General features: G+C 48.3%; 24 protein-coding genes. 19 read left to right on the top strand and 5 right to left on the bottom strand.

Annotation, left to right across the window (positions count from 1 at the left end; genetic code table 11):
- Position 1: 1 nt before the first annotated feature.
- From A1sIIB76_RS05920 to ccsB, 4 genes are read left to right on the top strand one after another with little or no spacing between them, the layout of a single operon-like run.
- On the top strand, positions 2-538 hold the full coding sequence (locus A1sIIB76_RS05920; RefSeq protein WP_095697210.1) for a TlpA family protein disulfide reductase: 537 nt from the start codon (positions 2-4) through the stop codon (positions 536-538).
- Positions 535-1,260, top strand: coding sequence for a cytochrome c biogenesis CcdA family protein (locus A1sIIB76_RS05915; RefSeq protein ID WP_095697209.1), 726 nt, complete (start codon positions 535-537; stop codon positions 1,258-1,260). The genes A1sIIB76_RS05920 and A1sIIB76_RS05915 overlap by 4 nt, the downstream gene beginning before the upstream one ends.
- On the top strand, positions 1,260-2,726 hold the full coding sequence (resB, locus tag A1sIIB76_RS05910; RefSeq protein WP_095697208.1) for a cytochrome c biogenesis protein ResB: 1,467 nt from the start codon (positions 1,260-1,262) through the stop codon (positions 2,724-2,726). Before A1sIIB76_RS05915 ends, resB begins: the two co-directional genes overlap by 1 nt.
- Positions 2,726-3,640, top strand: a complete 915-nt coding sequence (gene ccsB, locus A1sIIB76_RS05905) for a c-type cytochrome biogenesis protein CcsB (RefSeq protein ID WP_095697207.1) — start codon at positions 2,726-2,728, stop codon at positions 3,638-3,640. Before resB ends, ccsB begins: the two co-directional genes overlap by 1 nt.
- A 6-nt stretch (positions 3,641-3,646) precedes the next feature.
- On the opposite strand, the gene A1sIIB76_RS05900 is transcribed toward ccsB, so the two are convergent.
- Genes A1sIIB76_RS05900 through A1sIIB76_RS05890 form a run of 3 tightly spaced genes read right to left on the bottom strand, consistent with a single transcriptional unit; the run spans position 3,647 to position 5,863 of the window.
- Positions 3,647-3,910, bottom strand: a complete 264-nt coding sequence (locus A1sIIB76_RS05900) for a PLD nuclease N-terminal domain-containing protein (protein ID WP_095675273.1) — start codon at positions 3,908-3,910, stop codon at positions 3,647-3,649.
- Positions 3,911-3,927: 17 nt separating this feature from the next.
- Positions 3,928-4,773 carry a 1,4-dihydroxy-2-naphthoate polyprenyltransferase gene (locus tag A1sIIB76_RS05895; protein WP_095697206.1) on the bottom strand — a complete coding sequence of 282 codons (846 nt, stop codon included), beginning with the start codon at positions 4,771-4,773 and terminating at the stop codon, positions 3,928-3,930.
- The gene (locus A1sIIB76_RS05890) at positions 4,769-5,863 is read right to left on the bottom strand and encodes an AMP-binding protein (protein ID WP_095697205.1); all 1,095 of its coding nucleotides are present in this window, start codon (positions 5,861-5,863) and stop codon (positions 4,769-4,771) included. Before A1sIIB76_RS05890 ends, A1sIIB76_RS05895 begins: the two co-directional genes overlap by 5 nt.
- An 80-nt stretch (positions 5,864-5,943) precedes the next feature.
- Here A1sIIB76_RS05890 and menB point away from each other — a divergent pair, with 80 nt between their 5' ends.
- From menB to menD, 3 genes are read left to right on the top strand one after another with little or no spacing between them, the layout of a single operon-like run.
- On the top strand, positions 5,944-6,783 hold the full coding sequence (menB, locus tag A1sIIB76_RS05885; RefSeq protein ID WP_095685232.1) for a 1,4-dihydroxy-2-naphthoyl-CoA synthase: 840 nt from the start codon (positions 5,944-5,946) through the stop codon (positions 6,781-6,783).
- The gene (locus A1sIIB76_RS05880) at positions 6,728-7,732 is read left to right on the top strand and encodes an o-succinylbenzoate synthase (RefSeq protein WP_420021855.1); all 1,005 of its coding nucleotides are present in this window, start codon (positions 6,728-6,730) and stop codon (positions 7,730-7,732) included. Before menB ends, A1sIIB76_RS05880 begins: the two co-directional genes overlap by 56 nt.
- Positions 7,690-9,306: a 2-succinyl-5-enolpyruvyl-6-hydroxy-3-cyclohexene-1-carboxylic-acid synthase gene (gene menD, locus A1sIIB76_RS05875; protein ID WP_223298762.1), complete on the top strand. Its 1,617-nt coding sequence runs from the start codon at positions 7,690-7,692 to the stop codon at positions 9,304-9,306. Before A1sIIB76_RS05880 ends, menD begins: the two co-directional genes overlap by 43 nt.
- Here the strand turns inward: menD and A1sIIB76_RS05870 are convergent.
- Both A1sIIB76_RS05870 and A1sIIB76_RS05865 read right to left on the bottom strand, forming a co-directional pair.
- On the bottom strand, positions 9,295-10,518 hold the full coding sequence (locus A1sIIB76_RS05870; protein WP_095697202.1) for an isochorismate synthase: 1,224 nt from the start codon (positions 10,516-10,518) through the stop codon (positions 9,295-9,297). The two genes, menD and A1sIIB76_RS05870, sit on opposite strands and share 12 nt — an antisense overlap.
- On the bottom strand, positions 10,519-11,118 hold the full coding sequence (locus tag A1sIIB76_RS05865) for a biotin transporter BioY (RefSeq protein WP_095697201.1): 600 nt from the start codon (positions 11,116-11,118) through the stop codon (positions 10,519-10,521).
- A 69-nt stretch (positions 11,119-11,187) separates the two neighbouring features.
- Between A1sIIB76_RS05865 and A1sIIB76_RS05860 the strand changes: the two genes are divergently transcribed.
- From A1sIIB76_RS05860 to nuoK, 12 genes are read left to right on the top strand one after another with little or no spacing between them, the layout of a single operon-like run.
- Positions 11,188-11,877, top strand: a complete 690-nt coding sequence (locus tag A1sIIB76_RS05860) for a demethylmenaquinone methyltransferase (RefSeq protein WP_095697200.1) — start codon at positions 11,188-11,190, stop codon at positions 11,875-11,877.
- 43 nt (positions 11,878-11,920) lie between these two features.
- A complete protein-coding gene (locus tag A1sIIB76_RS05855) occupies positions 11,921-12,286 on the top strand; it encodes an NADH-quinone oxidoreductase subunit A (RefSeq protein WP_095693961.1) in 366 nt (121 codons plus the stop codon).
- A gap of 3 nt (positions 12,287-12,289) precedes the next feature.
- A complete protein-coding gene (locus A1sIIB76_RS05850) occupies positions 12,290-12,847 on the top strand; it encodes a NuoB/complex I 20 kDa subunit family protein (RefSeq protein WP_095697199.1) in 558 nt (185 codons plus the stop codon).
- Positions 12,848-13,483: an NADH-quinone oxidoreductase subunit C gene (locus A1sIIB76_RS05845; RefSeq protein ID WP_095693960.1), complete on the top strand. Its 636-nt coding sequence runs from the start codon at positions 12,848-12,850 to the stop codon at positions 13,481-13,483.
- On the top strand, positions 13,480-14,820 hold the full coding sequence (locus A1sIIB76_RS05840) for an NADH-quinone oxidoreductase subunit D (RefSeq protein ID WP_095675262.1): 1,341 nt from the start codon (positions 13,480-13,482) through the stop codon (positions 14,818-14,820). The genes A1sIIB76_RS05845 and A1sIIB76_RS05840 overlap by 4 nt, the downstream gene beginning before the upstream one ends.
- Entirely contained in the window at positions 14,820-15,449 is a 630-nt protein-coding gene (gene nuoE, locus A1sIIB76_RS05835; protein WP_095697198.1) for an NADH-quinone oxidoreductase subunit NuoE, read from the top strand. Before A1sIIB76_RS05840 ends, nuoE begins: the two co-directional genes overlap by 1 nt.
- Positions 15,449-16,729, top strand: coding sequence for an NADH-quinone oxidoreductase subunit NuoF (gene nuoF / locus A1sIIB76_RS05830; RefSeq protein WP_095697197.1), 1,281 nt, complete (start codon positions 15,449-15,451; stop codon positions 16,727-16,729). The genes nuoE and nuoF overlap by 1 nt, the downstream gene beginning before the upstream one ends.
- On the top strand, positions 16,729-19,092 hold the full coding sequence (locus A1sIIB76_RS05825; protein WP_095697196.1) for an NADH-quinone oxidoreductase subunit G: 2,364 nt from the start codon (positions 16,729-16,731) through the stop codon (positions 19,090-19,092). The genes nuoF and A1sIIB76_RS05825 overlap by 1 nt, the downstream gene beginning before the upstream one ends.
- Positions 19,089-20,318 (top strand): NADH-quinone oxidoreductase subunit NuoH, encoded by a 1,230-nt coding sequence (gene nuoH, locus A1sIIB76_RS05820; protein ID WP_095693956.1) that lies wholly within the window; start codon positions 19,089-19,091, stop codon positions 20,316-20,318. Before A1sIIB76_RS05825 ends, nuoH begins: the two co-directional genes overlap by 4 nt.
- Positions 20,315-20,929, top strand: coding sequence for an NADH-quinone oxidoreductase subunit NuoI (nuoI, locus tag A1sIIB76_RS05815; protein ID WP_095697195.1), 615 nt, complete (start codon positions 20,315-20,317; stop codon positions 20,927-20,929). Before nuoH ends, nuoI begins: the two co-directional genes overlap by 4 nt.
- Positions 20,929-21,699, top strand: a complete 771-nt coding sequence (locus tag A1sIIB76_RS05810; RefSeq protein ID WP_095675257.1) for an NADH-quinone oxidoreductase subunit J — start codon at positions 20,929-20,931, stop codon at positions 21,697-21,699. The genes nuoI and A1sIIB76_RS05810 overlap by 1 nt, the downstream gene beginning before the upstream one ends.
- Entirely contained in the window at positions 21,699-21,998 is a 300-nt protein-coding gene (gene nuoK / locus A1sIIB76_RS05805; protein ID WP_095675256.1) for an NADH-quinone oxidoreductase subunit NuoK, read from the top strand. Before A1sIIB76_RS05810 ends, nuoK begins: the two co-directional genes overlap by 1 nt.
- Position 21,999 lies beyond the last annotated feature (1 nt).

The following is a 21,999-nucleotide window of genomic DNA, read 5'->3' as shown; positions in this document are numbered from 1 at the left end:
AATGAAGAAATTTATTCCGGTAGTTATGGCGCTCTTACTGTTGGTGGGATGCAGCAATGGTGGCGCATCGAAAGCGGAAGAGAGTTACATCTCTGGCGATGGAGCGGTTACATTTATCAACTCCAGTGATCGCATTCCTGCTCCAGCAATTTCAGGAATGACGCTACTGGGAACCAATTACACGTATTCAGTCGGTAAAGTCGCCATAGTTAATGTGTGGGCTTCTTGGTGCTCACCATGCAGAGCTGAAGAGCCGGCGCTCTCCGCACTTGCAACCATGTATCCAGAAGTGGCATTTATCGGGATATTAACGCGTGATAATCCAGTCAATGCTGAAGCATTTGTGCGAAAGCGAAACATTCCGTACCCCACTTTGATTGATGACTCAATTCTCATCGGGTTTAGAAAATCACTGCCCGCCAATGCAATTCCCTCAACAGTTGTCATTGATAAACAAGGAAATGTCGCCGCACGCATATCAGGTGCCGTCACAGTCTCATCCTTGAAGGATTTAATAGAAAAGGTTTTGGCAGAATGACCGATTTTATTGTTAACCAGATTATGAGCGGATTTTTGCTGACCGCTATGCCACTAGCAATAGTGGCAGGAGTGGTCTCATTTATATCTCCTTGCGTTCTACCTCTTGTTCCTGGCTACCTCGCTTTCGCTGCCGGCTTTTCGAATTCTCGTGGGAAAGTGCTTCTTGGCTCACTCCTATTTGTGGCTGGGTTTAGCGCACTCTTTATCTCTTACGGTGCTCTGTTCGGAGCACTTGGCTCGCGCGTTGCAACCAATGAAGAGTTAATAACCCGGGTACTTGGCATATTCACCATTCTTATGGGGCTCATTTTTCTTGGACTATTTCCCATGATGCCAACTCTTAAACCAAAGATTTCAACTACGGGCGGACTTATTGGCGCACCATTGCTCGGATTCCTGTTCGGTGTTGGCTGGACGCCATGCATTGGCCCAGCCCTTGCCACAGTGCAGACCTTAGCTTTTCAAGAATCAAGTGCGGTACGCGGTGCGATTCTTTCGTTGGGCTATTGCCTTGGCCTTGGAATTCCGTTTATTGCCACCGGCCTGTATTTAGATAAATCTCAATCTTTGCGAAAATTCATGGTGCGAAGAGGTGACTTGATTACAAAGTTTGGTGGCTCTCTTCTTATTGTGATTGGCGTGCTGCAACTTTTGGGGTTCTGGTCAGATCTCATGATTTCCCTACGTTCACTTATCTCAGACTTTAGCCCGGTGATTTAATGACAGAGCAGAGAGAGTTACCAGAGTTAGGTTTTGTGGCTTTATCTAGATACGCATGGCGACAGCTGACAAGCATGCGCACCGCGTTAATTCTTCTCATGCTGATGGGGGTAGCGGCAATACCTGGCTCGTTAATTCCGCAAAGACCAATAAACCCAATGGCCGTCCGTGATTTCTTTAGTAGCAATCCCGAGCTCGCACGTTGGTATGACCGAGCATCACTCTTTGAGGTCTATGCCTCACCGTGGTTTAGTGCAATTTACATCCTTCTTTTCATCTCACTCATTGGTTGCGTACTTCCACGTTCAGTTGAACACTACAAAGCAATGCTGGCAAAACCTCCTGCGACTCCTAAGAATTTAGCTCGACTTGCGCATTATGAGAACTTTTCAACCACACCGGGCGCTCTTGAGCGTGCGAGCAGTTGGTTCAGTAAGAATAGATTTCGAGTTCGAGTTGAAGAGAATTCACTCTCAGCAGAGAAAGGTTATCTGCGAGAAACTGGAAACCTACTCTTTCATCTCTCCTTAATCTTAATCTTGATAGGAGTTAGTTTCGGTTCCCTCTTCGGCATGAATGGTTATGCCATTGTCAATGTGGGCGAAAGATTTATTAATGTGCCCACAACGTATGACTCGCTCTCATTTGGAAAACTTAAGAGCGATAACTCCTTGCAACCCTTCCAAATCAAGGTTGATAAATTCCTTGCCAAGTACGATCCGAAGACAAGTGCCCCACTTGATTACACCGCCTGGGTGACGGTCACAGACGAAGGCAAAACTCGGAAGCAGACAATTAAGGTCAATAAGCCACTGACCTTTGGAAACGCTCGTGTATATCTGCAGGCAAATGGGTATAGCCCAGTAGTCACAGTGCGCGATGAACTTAAGAACGTTGTATTTCAAGGCCCCGTGCCATTTCTGCCACAAGATGGAAACTTACGATCTATTGGCGCAATCAAAGTTCCAGATGTGCAACCTTCCATTGGCTTCGTTGCCTCATTTGTTCCCACTAACGCCCGAACAACTTCACAGGGTGCGGTATCTATCTATCCAGAGTTACTTGATCCGAAACTACTCTTTTCTATCTGGGAAGGTGACCTCGGACTAGATTCCGGAGTACCTCAATCTGTTTACAAAATTGATACATCTACCTTGAAGCAGATTGGCCTTGGTTCAGTTAAGCCGGGTGATACATATAACTATCCTGGTGGCTCCATCACACTGGAGACCGTTCTTCCATGGGTCAATTTGCAGGTAGTGCAAGACCCCGGAAAGAGTTATGCGCTCATCGGCGCTATTCTTGCCATCGCAGGACTACTTACTTCCCTTTACGGTCGTCGTCGCAGAATCTGGATTCGCGTGACAGATAGTGGAGTTGAAGTTGCAGGGCTGGCAAAAAATAGTGCGCCAGGTCTTGAAGTAGAAGTTGATAAGTTTATTTCGTTTGTTAAGGGAGAGCGGTAATGCAGACTACGTGGGCCTATATCTCTAACTACTTCGTTTACTCTGCAATGGCAGTTTTCACCTTTTCATTTATTGCACATGCATTTGAAACTGCTTTTGCCGTGCGCACACCGGAGAATGCAGATTCAACAGCTGGAAATCTTCTGGTAAAAACTTTAGATTACAAGCGCACGGAAAAAACTGCCCGTATCGCGACAGCCCTGATGATTTTAGGATTCGTTTTATTACTCGCAGGCGTTGTCGCTCGTGGGATTTCTGCCAAGCATGTCCCATGGGGAAATATGTATGAGTTCTCAATCACCGGAGCACTTGCATTTACCGGCGCTTACTTAATTGCGTTGCGAAAGCACGATCTTCGTTGGCTCGGACTCTTTGTATCGATCTCTGTTCTTCTCACACTTGGCACAGCAGTCACGCTGTTATATCGCGATAGCTCACCACTTGTTCCTGCGTTGAAGTCACCATGGCTTGTTATCCATGTAATTGCCGCAATTGTCTCTGGTGGAGTCTTCTTACTTGCAAATGTAGTCGCAGGTGCTTATCTCTATCTTGAAAGAGTTGAAGAGAGAGGCTCGCGTCCTGCTTGGCTGCAACGAGTACCGAGCCTTGAAGTTCTGGATCAACTTTCCTATCGCCTGGTTGCATTTGTATTTCCACTCTGGACATTTTCTGTCATTGCCGGTGCCATCTGGGCAGAAGCCGCTTGGGGTCGTTACTGGGGTTGGGATCCAAAAGAAACCTGGGCATTTATCACCTGGGTTGCATATGCCGCTTACTTACATGCACGTGTAACTGTTGGTTGGCGCGGACGCCGAGCTGCCTGGCTCTGTATCTTTGCTGGCTCTACATTCTTATTTAATTACGTATATGTCAACGTGTGGGGAACTGGAAAACACACTTACTCTGGGCTGTAGAAGTTTCTATATTCTGCGCAAGAAATCTGGGTCATCATCAGGAGGCAAGATTCGCTTCTGTGGCTTTCGCTTAGGCAGGTTCTTCAATGGGTTTCTTCCAATAACCAAATAGGCAATCGGACCAAAAATTCCAGTCAAGAGAATAATGATTAACCAGCCCCACTTAGGCAATTTCTGAATTTGCGTTTCATCCCGACGAGCACAATCAATAAAGGTGTAGAGAGTCAGTGCCACAGACAAAATCAGTAAGAGACCTGTCAATTTAATCATGCTCCAATTGTAATCACCTAGAGTGCTAACGAGCCAGCAAAGGTTATCGCAAAGAGAAGTTGCAACTTACCTGTGCTCCCCAGAAGCGGAATTAGCTGGCTTCCGGTAGCTCCCTGCAGCACCTTTTTGGATATGAAATACGCCATAGGAACGGTGATGAGAGTCAAGAGAACCCAGATATGTCCGGTCAGGGCGGCAAAGATATAGGCAGATACCAGCAAGAGCACGAAAAATACTCTTGAACCGCGATCTCCTAAGCGCACCGCAAGTGTTCGCTTTCCAACTAACTCATCTTGTGCGCGGTCGCGAATGTTATTTATTGCAAGCAGAGCACACGACAGTGAGCCCATCGGAACGGAGGCGGCAAATGAAACCCAGTTAATTTCTAAGGTCTGCACGTAATAACTTCCCATCGTTGCTACAATTCCGAAGAAGATAAAGACAGACATCTCACCTAAACCTTTATAACCATAGGGATTGCTTCCACCGGTGTAACCCCAGGCAGCTGCGATTGCTGCGATCCCCAGAAGAATGACCCACCACGATGACAGCGCTGCCAAAGCAATACCGGCGATAGATGCGGCTGCAAATGCGAGGATTGCGGCACGTTTAACTGATTTAGCTGGTGCTAAACCTGACGCAGTTAAACGAATGGGGCCAATGCGATTGTCATCTGTTCCGCGAATACCATCGGAATAATCATTTGAGTAATTGACGGCAATTTGAAGACAGAGGCTGACAGTCAGTGCGAGAAGTGCTTGAACAGGTTTGAAATCAGCACCAGCTAAGACTGTAGCAACTAGAACTGGGGCGATAGCTGCGGGCAGTGTGCGAGGACGGGCACCTTGAATCCAGATATTAATGGGTACCCTCCTGGTGCAACTCGGCTAACTTCTTGCGATCTACCTTACCGATACCAATCAGGGGCAATTCGGGAAGCGATAGAAATCCTCGTGGTTTTGCAACAACTCCAAATTCCTCAACTAAGAATTCTGTAATTTCTTTCTCATTGGCTGCCACATCACCAGCAATAGCAAGATGTAGCGCATCGCCCCATTCGGAATTTTTCACTCCAAAGGCTGCGAGGGTAAGTGCTGGATATCTGTTCTGTAGAAAGCGTTCAACAGCGCTGATGGAGATGTTTACGCCGCCACAGATAAGAACGTCATCGACTCTACCTTCAACAATAAGTCTGCCATTTTCTAACTTTCCGAAATCAGAAGTGAAGAACCACCCATCGTGCATTTCTTGCTTCCATAATGACTCTGCTCCGATGTAGCTGGTTGCAAGTACTGACCCTTTAATTGCAATCCGGTTTCCCTCAACGATTTTTACTTCAACTCCAGCTAGCGCTTGACCGTTATAGATGCAGCCTCCGCACGTTTCAGTCATCCCGTAAGTAGTAACAATGTTGATGCCGGCAGCAGTAGCTTCTTTTCTAAGCGCATCAGATAAAGCGGCGCCACCAACGAGAACAGCTTTTGCATCTACTAAATGCTTCATCAGATTGGAATCACCGTTAAGTGCGCGAAATAAATGCGTGGGAACAATTGCCGTAAAACTTACTTGCGGATATGGCCCTTGCTGCTTTCGCAGATCAACAGGTTCAGTTCCGAGTTCGAGGCAGCGGATCAGCACATTAATGCCTGCGATATGTGTTGCTGGCAATAGCAGCGACCAGGTATCACCAGCGGATGCACCTAAAAATTTATTTGACCCTTGCGCAGATGAAACAAGTGCTGCTGCCGAAAGCCCGACCTCTTTTGCTACCCCGGAACTTCCGGTCGTAGCAACTACAAGGCTGATATCGCCATCGACAGTTCTGGTAGCGCTCTGCCCAAGAGAAAGTGCTGGGCCCTGTGATGCCAAAGCTTCTGCCAGGCGTGCCATTAACTCGCGCACACTCCACTCGGGATTGGCTGCGAGAAGTTCTCGTTGTGCGTTCTGCTCCATTGCCCGCGTAGGCTATCGCTCGTAGACCAGATGGAGGAATCGTGAGCAAGCCTATTAAGCGTGATTTTGGTGACCGGACTATCCCGGCCTGGGCAACCGGCCCTGGTGGCGAGGCATTTACCGATATCAAATATCAAGTAGCCGATGGCATTGCAAAGATCACGATCAACCGCCCAGAAGTGCGAAATGCATTTCGCCCGCAAACAATTATTGAATTGAAGTCAGCTTTTGATTTAGCACGCGATCACTCTGAAGTTGGAGTCATCATTCTTACTGGTCAAGGCGATGAAGCATTTTGTTCTGGCGGAGATATCAGCGTTCGTGGAGATGATGGATATCTCGGAGATGACTCACTTTCACAGCAAGGCGTTGGTCGACTTAATGTTTTAGATTTGCAAGTACAAATTCGTAGAACTCCAAAACCAGTCATTGCCATGATTGCCGGTTGGGCAATTGGTGGCGGTCATGTTCTCCATGTTGTCTGCGATCTTTCTATCGCTGCAGATAATGCAAAGTTTGGTCAGACCGGACCACAGGTTGGTTCCTTCGATGGCGGTTACGGTTCAGGACTACTGGCTGCAAGTGTTGGCCAGAAGAAAGCGCGCGAAATTTGGTTTCTTACTCGTCAATACGATGCCCAAGAAGCTTTATCAATGGGGTTGGTTAACACCGTTGTTCCACTGAAAGAATTGGAAGCTGAGACAGTTTCCTGGTGCCGCGAGATGTTGCAGAACTCTCCGATGGCACTTCGCCTAATTAAGGCATCGATGAACGCTGCCGATGATGGTCTTGCTGGAGTTCAACAACTTGCAGGAGATGCAACGCTGCTCTTTTATTTATCACAAGAAGGACAAGAAGGCCGCGATGCCTATAAGGAAAAGCGCAAGCCTGACTTTGGAAAGTTCCCTAAGCGTCCGTAAATCTATGGATCAATCCCTGCTCGAAAGTATGCGCGTAGTCGCGCTGCCTATGAAGACAAACTTTCGTGGCATCAACCTTCGGGAAGTAGCACTCTTTAAAGGTGAATTTGGTTGGGGAGAGTTCTCACCATTTCTTGAATACAGTTATGAAGAATCTGCACCATGGTTATTGAGTGCAATTGAGGCCGCGACAAAGCCTCGCCCCAAGCTCTATCGCACTTCAGTAAAGGTTAACGGCACTATTCCAGCGCTGAATGATCTTAAAGATATCGAAGGCATCGTAAATTCTTTTCCTGGAGTAAATACCTTTAAGGTAAAAGTTGGCGAGAATCTGCCAGAAGATATTGCTCGCCTTGCCAAAGTCAGAGCATTGCGCCCCCATGCTGCGCTACGAATCGATGTCAACGGTAATTGGTCTGTACAAGAGGCAGTCACAAATCTCCGTGCCATCTTCGAAAACATTGGCCCGCTGGAATATGTAGAGCAACCATGTGAAACCCTTGATGAACTACGCGAATTAAAATCAAGCATTAATATTCCACTGAAGATTGCTGTAGATGAGGCTGTTCGTAAAGCTAAAGATCCATTTGCGATTAATCTAGAAGGCGCTGCAGATATTGTGATGCTTAAAGTTCAACCATTGGGCGGTATCGCACGAGTACATCAGTTGGCCAAACATCACAATCTTCCAGTAGTTGTATCAAGTGCGCTAGAGAGTGCGGTTGGCATTAGCTATGGATTAATCCTGGCGGCATCACTCCCAGAGCTGAACTTTGACTGTGGCTTAGGTACTGGCTCATTACTCGCTGCAAATGTCGACGAGTTGCCGATCATTGATGGTCAGATTCACCTCAAAGAATTTGAGCCAGAATTCAGCGGTAACGAAGTGGCGCTAGAACGCTATGAATGGTGGAAGAATCGGGTCATGAAGACTGCCGAGCTCTTGTGATGAATTCTTCAACTCAATTAGCTCGTGTGATTGTTCGCCAAATTCTTGAAGCTGGTGTGAAAGATGTTGTCATTTCACCAGGTTCACGCAACGCTCCACTCTCAATCGCTTTTTATCATGCAAGCAAGAAGCAGCTGATTAATCTTCACGTGCGTATCGATGAGCGCACCGCAGCCTTTTTCGCACTCGGCATCGCAAAGGCATCAGGGCTGCCAGTGCCAATCCTTTGCACCAGCGGAACAGCGGTAGCTAATTACCACCCGGCAGTTCTGGAAGCATCACATACAAATACTCCACTGCTAGTGCTCACAGCTGATCGGCCTGCAGCACTACGGAGAACTGGTGCCAATCAAACAACCGAGCAAGCTCGCATCTTTGGTAAGGCTGTTCGTTACTTTGCCGATGTATCAGGTTCTGCCTATCCCATGGAACTTCCTTTTAATTCACTTCATTCAGGTCCCGTGCACCTCAACATTCAATTTGAAGAACCACTTATTGGCGACAGTGATGATTCTTGGCTTGATGGGTTGCAAATTGCTGCGCCAAAAGTTTTCAATCGCAAAAGTGCTGGAACTTTTCACACCAAGTCCACCCGCGGAATACTTGTTATCGGACATGATCGCGGTGGCTTAAGCACTGAATCAGTTCTTGCCTTTTCGAAAGAACTTGGCTGGCCAGTCATCTCCGAAGACCCACTCACCTTCGAAGGCGCTATTTCACATGCCAGCGTCTTCTTGACCTCAAATACGATCTCTGAAGATCTCGCGCCAGACACAGTTGTCGTAGTTGGTCGCACCACTCTTTCCCGCTCAATTAACGCACTCATCGCGCGGGCTAGGAAAGTCATTGTGATTGATCCGCGTTTAGCTACCGTTGACTCTGATCGAAGTGCCTCACAGAAATTTACCCAACTACCAGCTCTCGAAGTGCATATACCGGATGCCGAATATGCCGAGAAGTGGGAGAAATACTCACTTCGCGCGATGAAGCTAGTTGCTGATATTTCAACCTGGTCGGAGCAACTTGTTGCACGCGAAATTGGTGCAGCAATTCCTGAAGGTACTGCGCTCTTTATTTCTTCTTCTCGCCCCATCCGTGACATTGAGGGATTTGCACTTGCGCGGGCTGGCGTTGAAACCTTTGCTAACCGCGGCCTTGCTGGCATTGATGGCAATATCTCAACTGCCCTCGGAATCGCATCACAGCGTAAAGCGACTATTGCGGTTCTGGGCGATCTTGGTTTTCTTCACGATCTCACGGGGTTAATTCAGCAAGAGAAGATCAACCTCAAAATTTTTGTGATTAACAATGATGGTGGTGGCATCTTCTCCACGCTAAGCCAGCGCGGGGTTGATGGTTTTGAAGATGTATTTGGAACACCACATGGTCTAGCTATCCCAGCAATTGCTACTGCTATGGGAGTCACTGCAAAAGAGATCGATAGCCAAGCTCAGTTGATATCAGAGATTGCCGCACCTGTGCAGGGACTGAGTGTTGTTGTTATCAATGTTCCAACTAGAGAAACGAACGCGGATTTCTTGCAGGGGATTTACAAGAGCATTTCATCCATGTAGTGCAGATCGCATCGGAATCATCTTCGCCGCGCTCTCTTCCAGTTCCTTTTCGGGAGTAGATGCGGCAACAATTCCGCAGCCAGCAAAGATGCGAATACTGCGATCAGTAATTTGACCCGTGCGCAGTGCAATACCAAGTTCACCATCACCGCTGGCATCAATCCAACCCACTGGACCTGCATAGCGTCCACGGTTCATGCCTTCAATCTCATCAATAATGTCGAATGCAATATTACGGGGCGTTCCACATACCGCGGCAGATGGGTGAAGTGCTTGCAATAGCGAGAAAGCATCGATGTGTTGTTTTGATTCAATCAGTGCTCCTGTGACATCTGTTGCAAGGTGCATAACGTTAGCCAAATGCAGCACATAAGGAGATTCCGGCACATTTGTGGAAGAACAAAACGGATCTAGTGCATTGGCCACTGATCGCACCGCGTACTCATGTTCTTCCAGATCTTTTGATGAACGTGCAAGGGAAGCCGCAAGTGCTAAATCTTTCTCATCTTCACCGGTCTTTGAAATAGTTCCGGCCAACACGCGTGATGTCACCATGCCACGCGAAAGTCGCACGAGCAGTTCAGGAGTTGCCCCCACCAAGCCATCGACGGCAAATGTCCAGGTAGTTGGATATTCGGCGGCAAGAGTTTTAAGTATCGGACGTGGATCTATAGTTGACTCAGATGTTGCAATCAGATCTCGCGCCAGCACTACCTTTTCCACAGCAGTAGTGCTTACTCGCGCAACGGCATCTGCCACCCGCTTCATCCACTCAGCCGAAGACAGACTTCCTTCGCCAAAGGTAAATGTTGAGGTGCTCAGTAGTGGTGGTGATTCTGGCAGCGCAGGTTGTGGTTGATCACCAATCCAGGTAACCCAGGAATTGGCACCTTTCTGCCCCACAACAACTTGTGGAATAACTAATACCGATTCTTCATTTCTATCAAATGAGAACGAGGTAAAGAGAACGGGACCAGTACCACTGCCGTGTACTGAATTAGAGATTGAGAATGTCTCTAGTTGTTGGTGCCACCAGGTGCGAGCTTTTGCAAAGCGATCTTTTCCACTTACCACTGTGCTTGCATGCACGCCCCAACCAACGAGACCTTCACCATTTCGCACCCATGAAATAGGCGCAGTCGCAGGCAACAAATCGAGAAGCGGAAGATGTTCACCAATTCGAGCAGTGGTGACTGGAATTAACTGCGGCATCTATTTATTAAGTGTGCGTGAAATTCTGCGCCACACAAGCGGCAGCGAAGTAGCAGTAATTGCAATCTTGATTGCTTCACCGAGAATGAAAGGGGTAAAGCCGGCCGCAATTGTCTTTGACCAAGAGAGATCAAGTGTCTGCTGTAACCAGAGTAAGCCGAAGGTGAAGATGATTGCATCGCCAAGAAGAAGTGCTGGGAAAGAGGTTCTGAATTTCTGATCTGCTTTACGATCAGCTAAATAACCAAGCACAAGGGATGCCACCAACATTCCAACAAGGTATCCACCGGTTGCGCCAATCAGGCGATCAATTCCGTGATTGGCAGATGTGCCAGAAGGAGCAAATATTGGTGCACCAGCAACACCGGCAAGAAGATATGTGGCAAAAGTAAGAACTCCTAAGCGAGCGCCATAGGTAGTTCCAATAAGGAGCACAGCAAGTGTTTGCCCTGTGACAGGAACAGGAGAACCGGGAACTGGGATAGCAATCTGGGCAAGGAGTGCGATGAAAGCTACGCCAGCTGCCACAAAGAGCACTTGGGTAAGTGCTGAGCTACGAGGGAAAACAGTCGCGCGTAGTGATCCTGATTGAATCGACATCGGTAGAGCCTCTCATCTGTCATCAAGTACAAGTTGTGCACGAAGCCTACCTTCGGGGAGAATATGCGCATGTCACGCGCCAATATGGATAAGAACCCTGATGAAGTGGCAGCGATGTTCGATGGGGTTGCCAAGCGCTATGACCTAGTCAATGACCTGCTCAGCTTGGGCCAGACCAAAGCCTGGCGCCGGGCAACGACCAAAATCATCGCCCCAAAAGCAGGGATGAAGATTCTTGATTTAGCCGCCGGGACAGGTTCGAGCTCTGAGCCATTAGCCGCAGCGGGCGCCGATGTGATCCCAGCTGATTTCAGTGAGGGGATGTTGGCCGCGGGCCGCAAAGCTCGCCCGCACCTAGCCTTTACCAAGGCCGATGCCCTCAACCTTCCTTTTAAAGATGGCGAATTTGATCTTGTCACTATCTCTTTTGGCCTTCGAAATACTCAGAACACCCAGCTGGCCTTAGCCGAGATGCTGCGGGTGACAAAGCCCGGTGGCCAATTGGTGGTCTGTGAATTCTCCAGCCCAACCTTTGCCCCCTTTCGCAAGATCTATACCAACTACCTGATGCGGGCACTTCCCTGGGTGGCCAGTCGAACCTCATCTAACCCAGATGCCTATATCTACCTGGCAGAGTCGATTCGAGCATGGCCGAATCAAGGGGCGCTCGCTGCTCAGATTAGCCAGGCCGGCTGGAGTGGGGTCACCTGGAAAAACCTGACTGGCGGAGTTGTCGCAGTTCACATGGCGTTCAAGTAATTCCAGTTTTTTGCCACGCTGGATTGCACTTAGGATTGCGCTCGTGAACGGCAATCCATATATCCCAATAATCGTGATTTTCGCGATTGGTTTTGGCTTTGCCGCCTTTTCGGTCGCAATCGCTGCCGTAACCGGCCCGGCTCGCTATAACCGCGCCAAGCAAATGGCCTATGAATGCGGAATCGAACCTTCTCCACAAGCGCTGCAAGGTGGACGCTTTCCGGTCAAGTACTTTCTTACCGCGATGCTCTTCATCATCTTTGATATTGAAATTGTTTTCCTTTATCCATGGGCGGTTGCATTTGATCAACTTGGGCTATTTGGATTAGTTGAAATGGCAATCTTTATCGGCACAGTTTTTGTTGCATATGCATATGTGTGGCGCCGTGGCGGATTGGAATGGGATTAAATCGTGGGACTAGAAGATAAATTACCAAGTGGAGTTTTACTCTCCACGGTTGAAGGTCTTGCCGGCTACATGCGCAAGAGCTCACTCTGGCCAGCAACATTTGGTCTTGCATGTTGCGCCATTGAAATGATGGCACTTGGTTCAGCGCCAAAGCATGATATTTCTCGTTTTGGTATGGAACGCTTTTCGGCATCGCCTCGTCAAGCAGATCTCATGATTGTTGCTGGTCGCGTTTCGCAGAAGATGGCGCCAGTGCTGCGCCAGATTTATGATCAAATGACAGCGCCAAAGTGGGTTATTTCCATGGGTGCATGCGCATCCTCTGGTGGAATGTTTAACAACTATGCAATTGTGCAAGGTGTTGATCACATTGTGCCTGTTGATATTTATCTTCCAGGATGCCCACCGCGTCCAGAACAGTTGATGGATGCAATCATCAAGCTGCACGCACTTATTAGCGATACCAAGCTCGGTCCAAACCGGGAAGCGGTTATTAAAGAGGTAGAACTTGCAGCGATGAATGCCAAGCCAACCATTCAAATGAAGGGTTTGCTCGCCTAAATGACTCAAGAACAGAACGGTATGTTCGGCGCTGCCGGAACGGGAGATACCTCGGGATATGGCGGACTTGTTCGCACCGCGGCAGCAACTGGTTCAACTGAGCGCCCATACGGTGGATATTTTGACGATGTTGCAGACGATCTTGAGCGTGCATATCCTGATTTTGCCGATGCCATCACTCGCGTAGTTGTAGATCGTGGCGAACTGACTTTGCATATTAAGAAATCACGTTTAGTTGAGGTCGCATTTATCTTGCGCGATAAGTTGAAATTTGAAATGTGTATGGGTGTTTCTGGTGTGCACTACCTAGATCGCACAGGTGCGGAACTAGTTGCCCTTTATCCACTGCTCTCGCTGACAAAGAATCAACGTATTCGCCTTGAGGTTGCTACCTCAGAACTTGACCCACATATCCCATCTCTTGTTGAAGTATGGGCTGGCAATAATTGGCATGAACGCGAAACCTTTGACATGTTTGGAATCATCTTCGATGGTCATCCTGGGCTTACTCGTATTTTGATGCCCGATGATTGGGATGGACATCCGCAACGTAAAGATTATCCATTGGGTGGAATCGCAGTTGAGTACAAGGGCGCAACAACGCCTGCTCCATCACAACGCAGGAGCTACCAGTGACTACAACATTTGATCCATACGCATCATCACGCGAAACCACCGAAGGAACAGTCTTTTCAGTTACTGGCGGTGATTGGGATTCACTCGTTTCCGAAATTGGTGAATCTAAAGAGGAACGCATTATCGTAAATATGGGTCCACAGCATCCATCTACGCACGGAGTGCTTCGCCTCGTTCTTGAACTTGAGGGTGAAACCATTACTGAAGTGCGTACCGGTATTGGCTATTTGCATACTGGAATTGAAAAGAACATTGAATACCGTAACTGGACCCAAGGGGTCACATTTGTGACTCGCATGGATTACCTGTCACCAATTTTTAATGAAACTGCTTACTGCCTGGCCGTTGAAAAACTTCTGGGCATCACCAATGACATTCCAGAGCGCGCTTCTGTAATTCGGGTTCTGATGATGGAACTCAACCGAATCTCCTCACACATGGTCGCACTTGGCACCGGCGCACTTGAGCTCGGAGCCATGGGACCAATGTTCTTCGCCTTCCGCGATCGTGAAATTGTGCTTGATACCTTTGAAGAGATCACTGGATTACGTATGAATATGGCCTATGTGCGCCCCGGGGGAGTATCGCAAGATCTTCCAGCCGGAATGGGTGTCAAGCTTCGCGAAGTAGTGAAGACACTTCGTAAGAACTTTGAAGATAATGCCAAGTTGCTTATCGGTAACACAATCTGGATGAAGCGCACAGAAGGTATTGGTTATCTCGATCTAGCTGGCTGTACAACACTTGGAATTACTGGACCAGTACTTCGCTCTGCCGGACTTCCATGGGATCTACGAAAGACGCAGCCGTACTGTGGATATGAAAATTATGACTTTGATGTCATCACAGCAGATACCGCAGATGTCTATGGCCGTTTCCTAGTGCGCATGGCAGAACTAGAACAGTCACTTCGCATTATTGAACAAGCAATCGATAAGTTAGATGCACTAGAAGGTCAACCAGTAATGGTTGCCGATAAGAAGATTGCCTGGCCGGCGCAGTTGGCACTGGGCGCTGATGGTCTTGGAAACTCACTGGAGCACATCCGCGAAATTATGGGATCTTCTATGGAATCACTGATTCACCACTTCAAACTTGTTACCGAAGGCTTCCGAGTTCCAGCAGGCCAGGCATATGTGGCAATTGAATCTCCACGTGGGGAACTTGGCGCACATGTTGTCTCCGACGGTGGAACTCGCCCTTACCGAGTACATTTCCGGGAACCATCTTTTAATAACTTGCAAGCAACTTCTGCCATGAGTGAAGGCGGAATGATTTCTGACATTATCGGCGCAGTTGCATCTATCGATCCTGTTATGGGAGGGGTGGACCGCTAATGGCAATCAATCAAACTTTGAATCAAGAAATAATGCAATCAATCATTAAGCGCTATCCACGTAGCCGCTCAGCAATCATGCCGCTGCTTCACTATGTGCAATCGGTATCTGGTTATGTAACAAATGAAGGTATTGAATTAATCTCTGATCTACTTGATATTGAAACTGCAGAAGTATCTGCAGTGGCAACTTTCTATACCCAGTACAAGCGCAAGCCGGTCGGGGAATATCATGTAGGAGTCTGCACCAATACCTTGTGCGCGGTAATGGGTGGAGATGCAATCTTTTCCGCCCTTAAAGAGCACCTCGGCATTGAAAATGATGGCGTGACAGATGACGGAAAAGTTTCACTTGAACATATCGAGTGCAACGCTGCTTGTGATTACGCACCTGTCGTGATGGCTAACTGGGAGTTCTACGATAACCAAACTGTTGAGTCTGCTAAATCTCTCGTTGATGCAGCGCGCTCTGGAAATCCTCCGGCACCCACACGTGGCCCAAACAAACTTGTTACCTACAAGCAAGCATCGGCAGTCCTTGCCGGACTCGATGACGGACTTGCGCGCGAAGGTGTTCAAGCTGGTGGCCCAACGCTCCTTGGGTTGAAACTTTCAAAGGAAGGTAAGTAATGTCAAAGTTAACTCCCGTCCTTTCGGCACATTGGGATGAAGCAGATTCATTTACCATCGAGGCTTACACACGTCACGGTGGATATACCGCTTCGAAAAAAGCACTTGCCATGGATCCTGAAGCAGTCATTCAAATGGTGAAAGATTCTGGTCTTCGCGGTCGCGGTGGTGCGGGCTTTCCTACCGGTATGAAGTGGGGATTTATTCCACAAGGTGACGATAAAGATCACTACCTGGTAGTTAATGCTGATGAATCTGAGCCGGGAACTTGTAAAGATACGCCGCTACTTTTGGCTAACCCACATGTATTAATCGAAGGCTGCATCATTGCTTGTCATGCAATTCGGGCAAAGCGTGCATTTATCTATATTCGCGGTGAAGTAACACATGTAGTCCGTCGAGTAAATGCTGCAATTGCAGATGCATATAGCGCCGGACATCTTGGAAATGGAATTGATGTCACCCTTCACATCGGAGCAGGTGCATATATTTGTGGCGAGGAAACCGCACTCCTTGATTCACTAGAAGGTTTCCGTGGGCAACCACGTCTGCGCCCACCATTTCCAGCAATTGCTGGTCTCTATGCCCGCCCTACTGTGGTCAACAACGTGGAATCAATCGCATCTGTTCCGGCAATTATTAGCAATGGCGCAGAGTGGTACCAATCAATGGGCACAGAGAAGTCAAAGGGTGCAACTCTTTACTCACTTTCGGGCCATGTGAATAATCCTGGCCAATTCGAAGCACCACTTGGCATTACTTTGCGTGAAATTCTTGAAATCGCTGGTGGAGTTCGAACCGGGCATAAGCTCAAGTTTTGGACACCTGGTGGATCTTCCACTCCACTATTTACCGATGCCCACCTTGATACGCCACTGGATTACGAAGGTGTGGCAGCAGCAGGTTCGATGCTTGGAACTAAAGCACTGCAAATCTTTGATGAAACAACATGTGTAGTGCGCGCAGTACTTCGCTGGACTGAGTTCTATAAGCATGAGTCATGTGGAAAGTGCACACCGTGTCGCGAAGGCACCTGGTGGTTGGTTCAGATCTTGCGTGATCTGGAAAATGGAACAGGTACAGAGGCAGACCTTGAGAAGTTACTTGATCTTTGTGACAACATCATGGGCCGCTCATTTTGCGCACTCGGTGATGGCGCAACTAGCCCAATTACATCTTCGATTAAGTATTTCCGTGATGAATACATCGCACACCTCACAAACGGTGCCTGCCCATTTGATCCCGTGAAATCAACACTCTTTGTCGGGGCGGTGAACTAATGACTACGACTCAAGATGCTGCAGTTGCCGTAGAACTGATCACTGTTGTCATTGATGGTTTCGAAGTCTCTGTTCCAAAGGGAACGCTCATTATTCGCGCCGCTGAAAAACTTGGAATTCAAATTCCACGATTCTGCGATCACCCACTTCTAGATCCAGTAGGGGCATGTCGTCAGTGTCTAGTTGATGTTGAAATCAATGGTCGTGCATTTCCAAAGCCGCAAGCTTCTTGCACAATTCCGGTAGAACCAAACATGATTGTAAAGACACAGCTGACTTCACCTGTTGCAGATAAAGCGCAGAAAGGTGTGATGGAGCTGCTGCTTGGTAACCATCCACTTGATTGCCCAGTCTGCGATAAAGGTGGCGAATGTCCATTGCAGAACCAGGCAATGAGCAATGGGCGCGCAGATGCCCGCCTAGATGGATATAAGCGCACCTTCGAAAAGCCAATCAGTATTTCTTCATCCGTACTACTTGATCGTGAGCGTTGTGTTCTCTGTGCTCGCTGCACCCGATTCTCGGAACAAATCGCATCAGATGCCTTTATTACTCTTAACGAGCGTGGCGCCCTCCAGCAGGTCGGCATTTATGAAAATGATCCATTTAAATCTTACTTCTCAGGTAACACAGTTCAGATTTGCCCAGTGGGTGCGCTGACCGGTACTTCCTATCGTTTCCGTGCTCGTCCCTTTGATTTAGTTTCTACGCCATCAGCTTGTGAGCATTGTGCTTCAGGTTGTGACATGCGCACCGATGTTCGACGAGGCAAGACCCTTCGCCGTCTCGCTGGTGATGATGCATCAGTTAATGAAGAATGGAATTGCGATAAGGGACGCTGGGCATTTAAGTATGTGACCGCACTCGATCGTCTTACTCACCCACTTGTGCGAAATGCAGAAGGTGTGCTTGTGCAAGCATCATGGCCGGAAGCACTGGCAGCAGCGGCAGCAGGACTTAAGGGAAAGCGTGCCGCGGTAATCACTGGCGGGCGCGTTACTACCGAAGATGCATATGGCTATTCCAAGTTTGCCCGCATTGCACTAGGAACAAAAGATATTTATTTTCGAGCGCGTGTTACTTCAGATGAAGAAGGGGACTTCCTGGCCGCCCACGTTGTTGGCTCAGCTGCCACCTATCGCGATATCGATATGGCAGATCATGTTGCACTGATCGCCTTCGAACCAGAAGAAGAGTCTCCGATTGTTTTCTTGCGTTTAAATAAGAATTTTAAGAAGCGTGGCCTGAAAGTTTCGGCAATTGCAACGAAAAAATCTATTGCCATGGATAAACTCAAGGCAGAGTTTGTAAAAGTCGCACCAGGTGCGGAAGGTTCTGCAGTTGCCACACTTTCACTTACTGCAAAGTCTGTGATTCTTGTTGGAGAGCGTGCCTCTGAAAGTGCTGGGCTCTTCTCAGCAGTGGCAGCACTTGCCGCAAAGACTGGTGCAAAGATTGCATATATTCCACGTAGAGCAGGAGAACGTGGAGCACTAGAAGCAGGTGCACTCGGATCACTTCTTCCAGGTGGACGTCCAGTTGCTGATGCCGCAGCTCGAGTAGATATTGCAGCTGCATGGGGAGTTGCCGCACTACCAACGCAACCAGGTCGCACAACAGCAGAAATAATCTCTAGCCTGGCAGCAGGTCAACTTGATGCAGTCGTTGTCGGTGGCATCGATGCGCATGACTTATCTAATTCACGCGTGGCACTAGATGCGCTGAAGAAATCATTTGTCGTCTCATTAGAAATTGCGCCAAGTTCCATTACCGAAGTTGCCGACGTTGTATTACCGGTTGCTGCAATTACTGAAAAGAGTGGAAGTTTCCTTAACTGGGAAGGTCGAGCACGCGCATTTGATGCAGCGGTGGAAGACTCCCAGAACCGTAGCGATGTTCGAATTCTGTCCATGATTGCCGATGCCATGGGTGAATCCATCATGCTCGGCACCGTCACCGCAGCAGCTCGTGAATTTAACCAACTAGGTAAGTGGGATGGCGCCCGCGTTGCCTTCACATCGGTCGCGCCAGTAGCTGCGAAAGCAATCGGTGCCAACGAGGCACTTCTTACTTCATGGCGCCGCCTGCTTGATATGGGAACTTTGCAAAAGGGTGAAGATAATCTTGCTGGCACGCGTCGTCCAACAGTTGCTGTGATTTCAGCTAAGCGTGCGACATCACTCGGTGTTACATCAGGTGATCAGGTGCGAGTAGCAAATGCTCACGGCTCGATCACTATTCCGGCACTGGTTGAAGATATTCACGATGATGCAGTGTGGTTACCACGTAATTCCTTTGCATCACAGACTCTAGTTTCACTCAATGCAGTGCACGGCGATGTAGTAACGGTGGTGAAGGCATGAGTACAGCAGAGCTTTTAGGAAAAGATCCAGGTTGGATTATTGCTGTTAAGGCACTTATTGTCTTTATTATCTGTGTGGTTGCAACGCTGATGGCGGTGTGGACTGAACGTCGCGTTCTCGCCAAAATGCAGCTGCGTACTGGCCCTAACCGCGTGGGAAAGTTTGGTCTTCTTCAATCACTTTCTGATGGCGTCAAGCTAGCCTTAAAGGAAGACATCATTCCGGCAGCTGCAGATAAAGTTGTTTTCATCCTCGCACCCATTATTGCTACCTCAATGTGCTTTATGGCCTTTGCTGTTATTCCAATGACTGGAGTGGTAAATCTCTTTGGGCACCAGACCGCGCTACAACTGACCGATCTGCCAGTGGGAGTTCTTTACATTCTGGCCGTGACATCAATCGGTGTCTATGGCGTTGTACTTGCAGGGTGGTCTTCTGGATCTACTTACCCACTACTTGGCGGATTGCGTTCAAGTGCGCAAGTGATTTCTTATGAAATCGCAATGGGGCTCTCACTTGTTGCAGTCTTTATCTATGCCGGCTCGATGTCTACATCGGCGATTGTTGATTCACAGCACCAAAACATTTGGAATGCAGTGGTGCTCTTCCCGTCATTTATTATTTATGTCATTTCTATGGTGGGCGAGACCAACCGCGCACCATTTGACTTAGCTGAAGCAGAAGGCGAACTCGTTGGCGGATTCCACACCGAGTATTCATCACTTAAATTCGCACTCTTCTTCCTGGCTGAATATGTCAACATCATTGCAGTTTCAGCTCTTGCAACAACACTCTTCCTCGGTGGCTATCACGCACCTCCAGGACTTGGTTTCACAGAGCAATGGCTTGGTGGATGGTTCACATTTGTTTGGTTCATCACCAAAGTTAATTTGTTCTTCTTTATCTTCATGTGGTTGCGCGCAACTCTTCCGCGCCTGCGTTATGACCAGTTTATGAAATTTGGCTGGAAGGTTCTCATTCCTGCCTCACTTGTTTGGATTCTCATCGTTGCAACTATTCGCGTTTTGCAGCAAGAAGGTGCAAGCAGAGTAGTGACCATCGCATTTGCAGGGGGAGTAGCTCTGCTCTTGATGGCGATTTCATCGCTGACAGATCGCAGTAAGAAAGTTTCTGGAGCACCACTTGCGCAAGGTGAAAGCCCTGAATTCCCAGTGCCTTCACTTCCACATCTTCGCTCCATTAGCGTTACAGGAGGCCAGAAATGACAGATTTAATTGAGCCACGCAAGAGCTCAGAGCTCGGTATCAATTCAGTTCCTTTTGTAGAAGTTGAGCAACCTGGCGCTGCGCCACTGCTAGAACAAGCAAAGGGATTCTGGGTCACCTTCTCAACCATGTTTAAGAAGAACCAGACTGTGCAATACCCAGATGTGAAAGCCCCAACAGCGCCACGTTTTCATGGTCGCCACCAACTTAATCGCCATCCTGATGGTTTAGAAAAATGTATTGGGTGCGAACTCTGTGCGTGGGCATGCCCAGCTGATGCCATCTTTGTTGAAGGCGGGAATAACACTCCAGGAAATCAACTCTCGCCAGGAGAGCGTCATGGCGCCGTCTATCAAATTAATTATCTGCGCTGCATTTTCTGTGGGCTTTGTGTTGAAGCATGTCCAACGCGCGCCCTAACCATGACTAATGAATACGAACTCGCAGATGACAAGCGGGAAAAGTTAATCTTCGAAAAGGAAGATCTCCTTGCCCCGCTTCGTCAAGGAATGCTTGCACCGCCACATCCAATGTATCCAGGGATGACAGATACTAATTATTACAACGGCGAAGTTACGCAAGCACACCCATCACAACTGGAACAGAACTAATGCTAGAAATTCAAACTCCTGAAACCATCATGTTCTGGGTGCTTGCTCCACTTTCAGTTATTGCGGCGCTCGGAATGCTCCTGGTGAAGAAGGCCGTGCACTCAGCGCTCTTACTTGCCTGGGTCATGATTACTCTTGCCATTTTCTATATTGCACAAGATGCACTCTTCCTCGGCATTGTTCAGATTGTGGTTTATACAGGGGCAGTCATGATGCTCTTCCTCTTTATTTTGATGCTCGTCGGTGTCGATGCCTCTGATTCATTGACCGAAACAATTTCTGGTCTTCGCCCGATAGCAATTACCGCAGCCGTTGGCTTTGGCGGTCTTTTTGTCTCTCTGATTGGCAGAGCGTCATTGGGCCGTGATGCCGTCGGTCTTACCGCTGCAAATGCCAATGGAAATGTGGAAGGCCTTGCCGCCAAGCTCTTTTCTACCTATGTCTTCCCTTTTGAAGTCGTCTCTGCGTTGTTAATTACGGCAGCCCTTGGCGCCATGGTTCTTGCTCATCACCAACGAAGTGTTGCTCGCCCTACCCAACGCGAACAATCAATTGCACGTTTTCGAACAGGCTCACTTGCAGGTGCCGCCGGACTTCCTAGCCCAGGTGTTTATGCCCGTCATAACGCAGTAGATGTGCCAGCGCTGCTTCCTGATGGAAGCGCCGCACCTACCTCAATTTCGGCAACACTGAAAGCACGCGGGGATATTTTGGAATCTCGATCCTTTGAACTCGGCGAAGTTGATAACACGGTTGCGGAGGAGAAGTAATGAATCCGTATAACTATCTCTACTTAGCAGCCTTGCTCTTCACAATTGGCGCAGTCGGTGTTGTTGTCCGTCGTAATGCAATTGTTGTCTTTATGTGTGTCGAGCTCATGCTCAATGCGGCAAACCTCACCCTCGTTACTTTCTCACGCATTAATGGCACCCTCGATGGTCAGGTCGTTGCCTTCTTTACGATGGTCGTGGCTGCATGTGAAGTTGTGGTTGGACTCGCAATTATCGTGACGATTTATCGCTCACGTCGTTCTGCCTCTGTCGATGACGCTAGTTTGTTGAAGCGATAAT

The sequence above is a fragment of the Candidatus Planktophila versatilis genome (assembly GCF_002288265.1).
GTDB classification, from domain to species: domain Bacteria; phylum Actinomycetota; class Actinomycetes; order Nanopelagicales; family Nanopelagicaceae; genus Planktophila; species Planktophila versatilis.
Note: the sequence above shows the minus strand (reverse complement) of the source record. Positions and strands in the feature narration are given on the sequence as shown.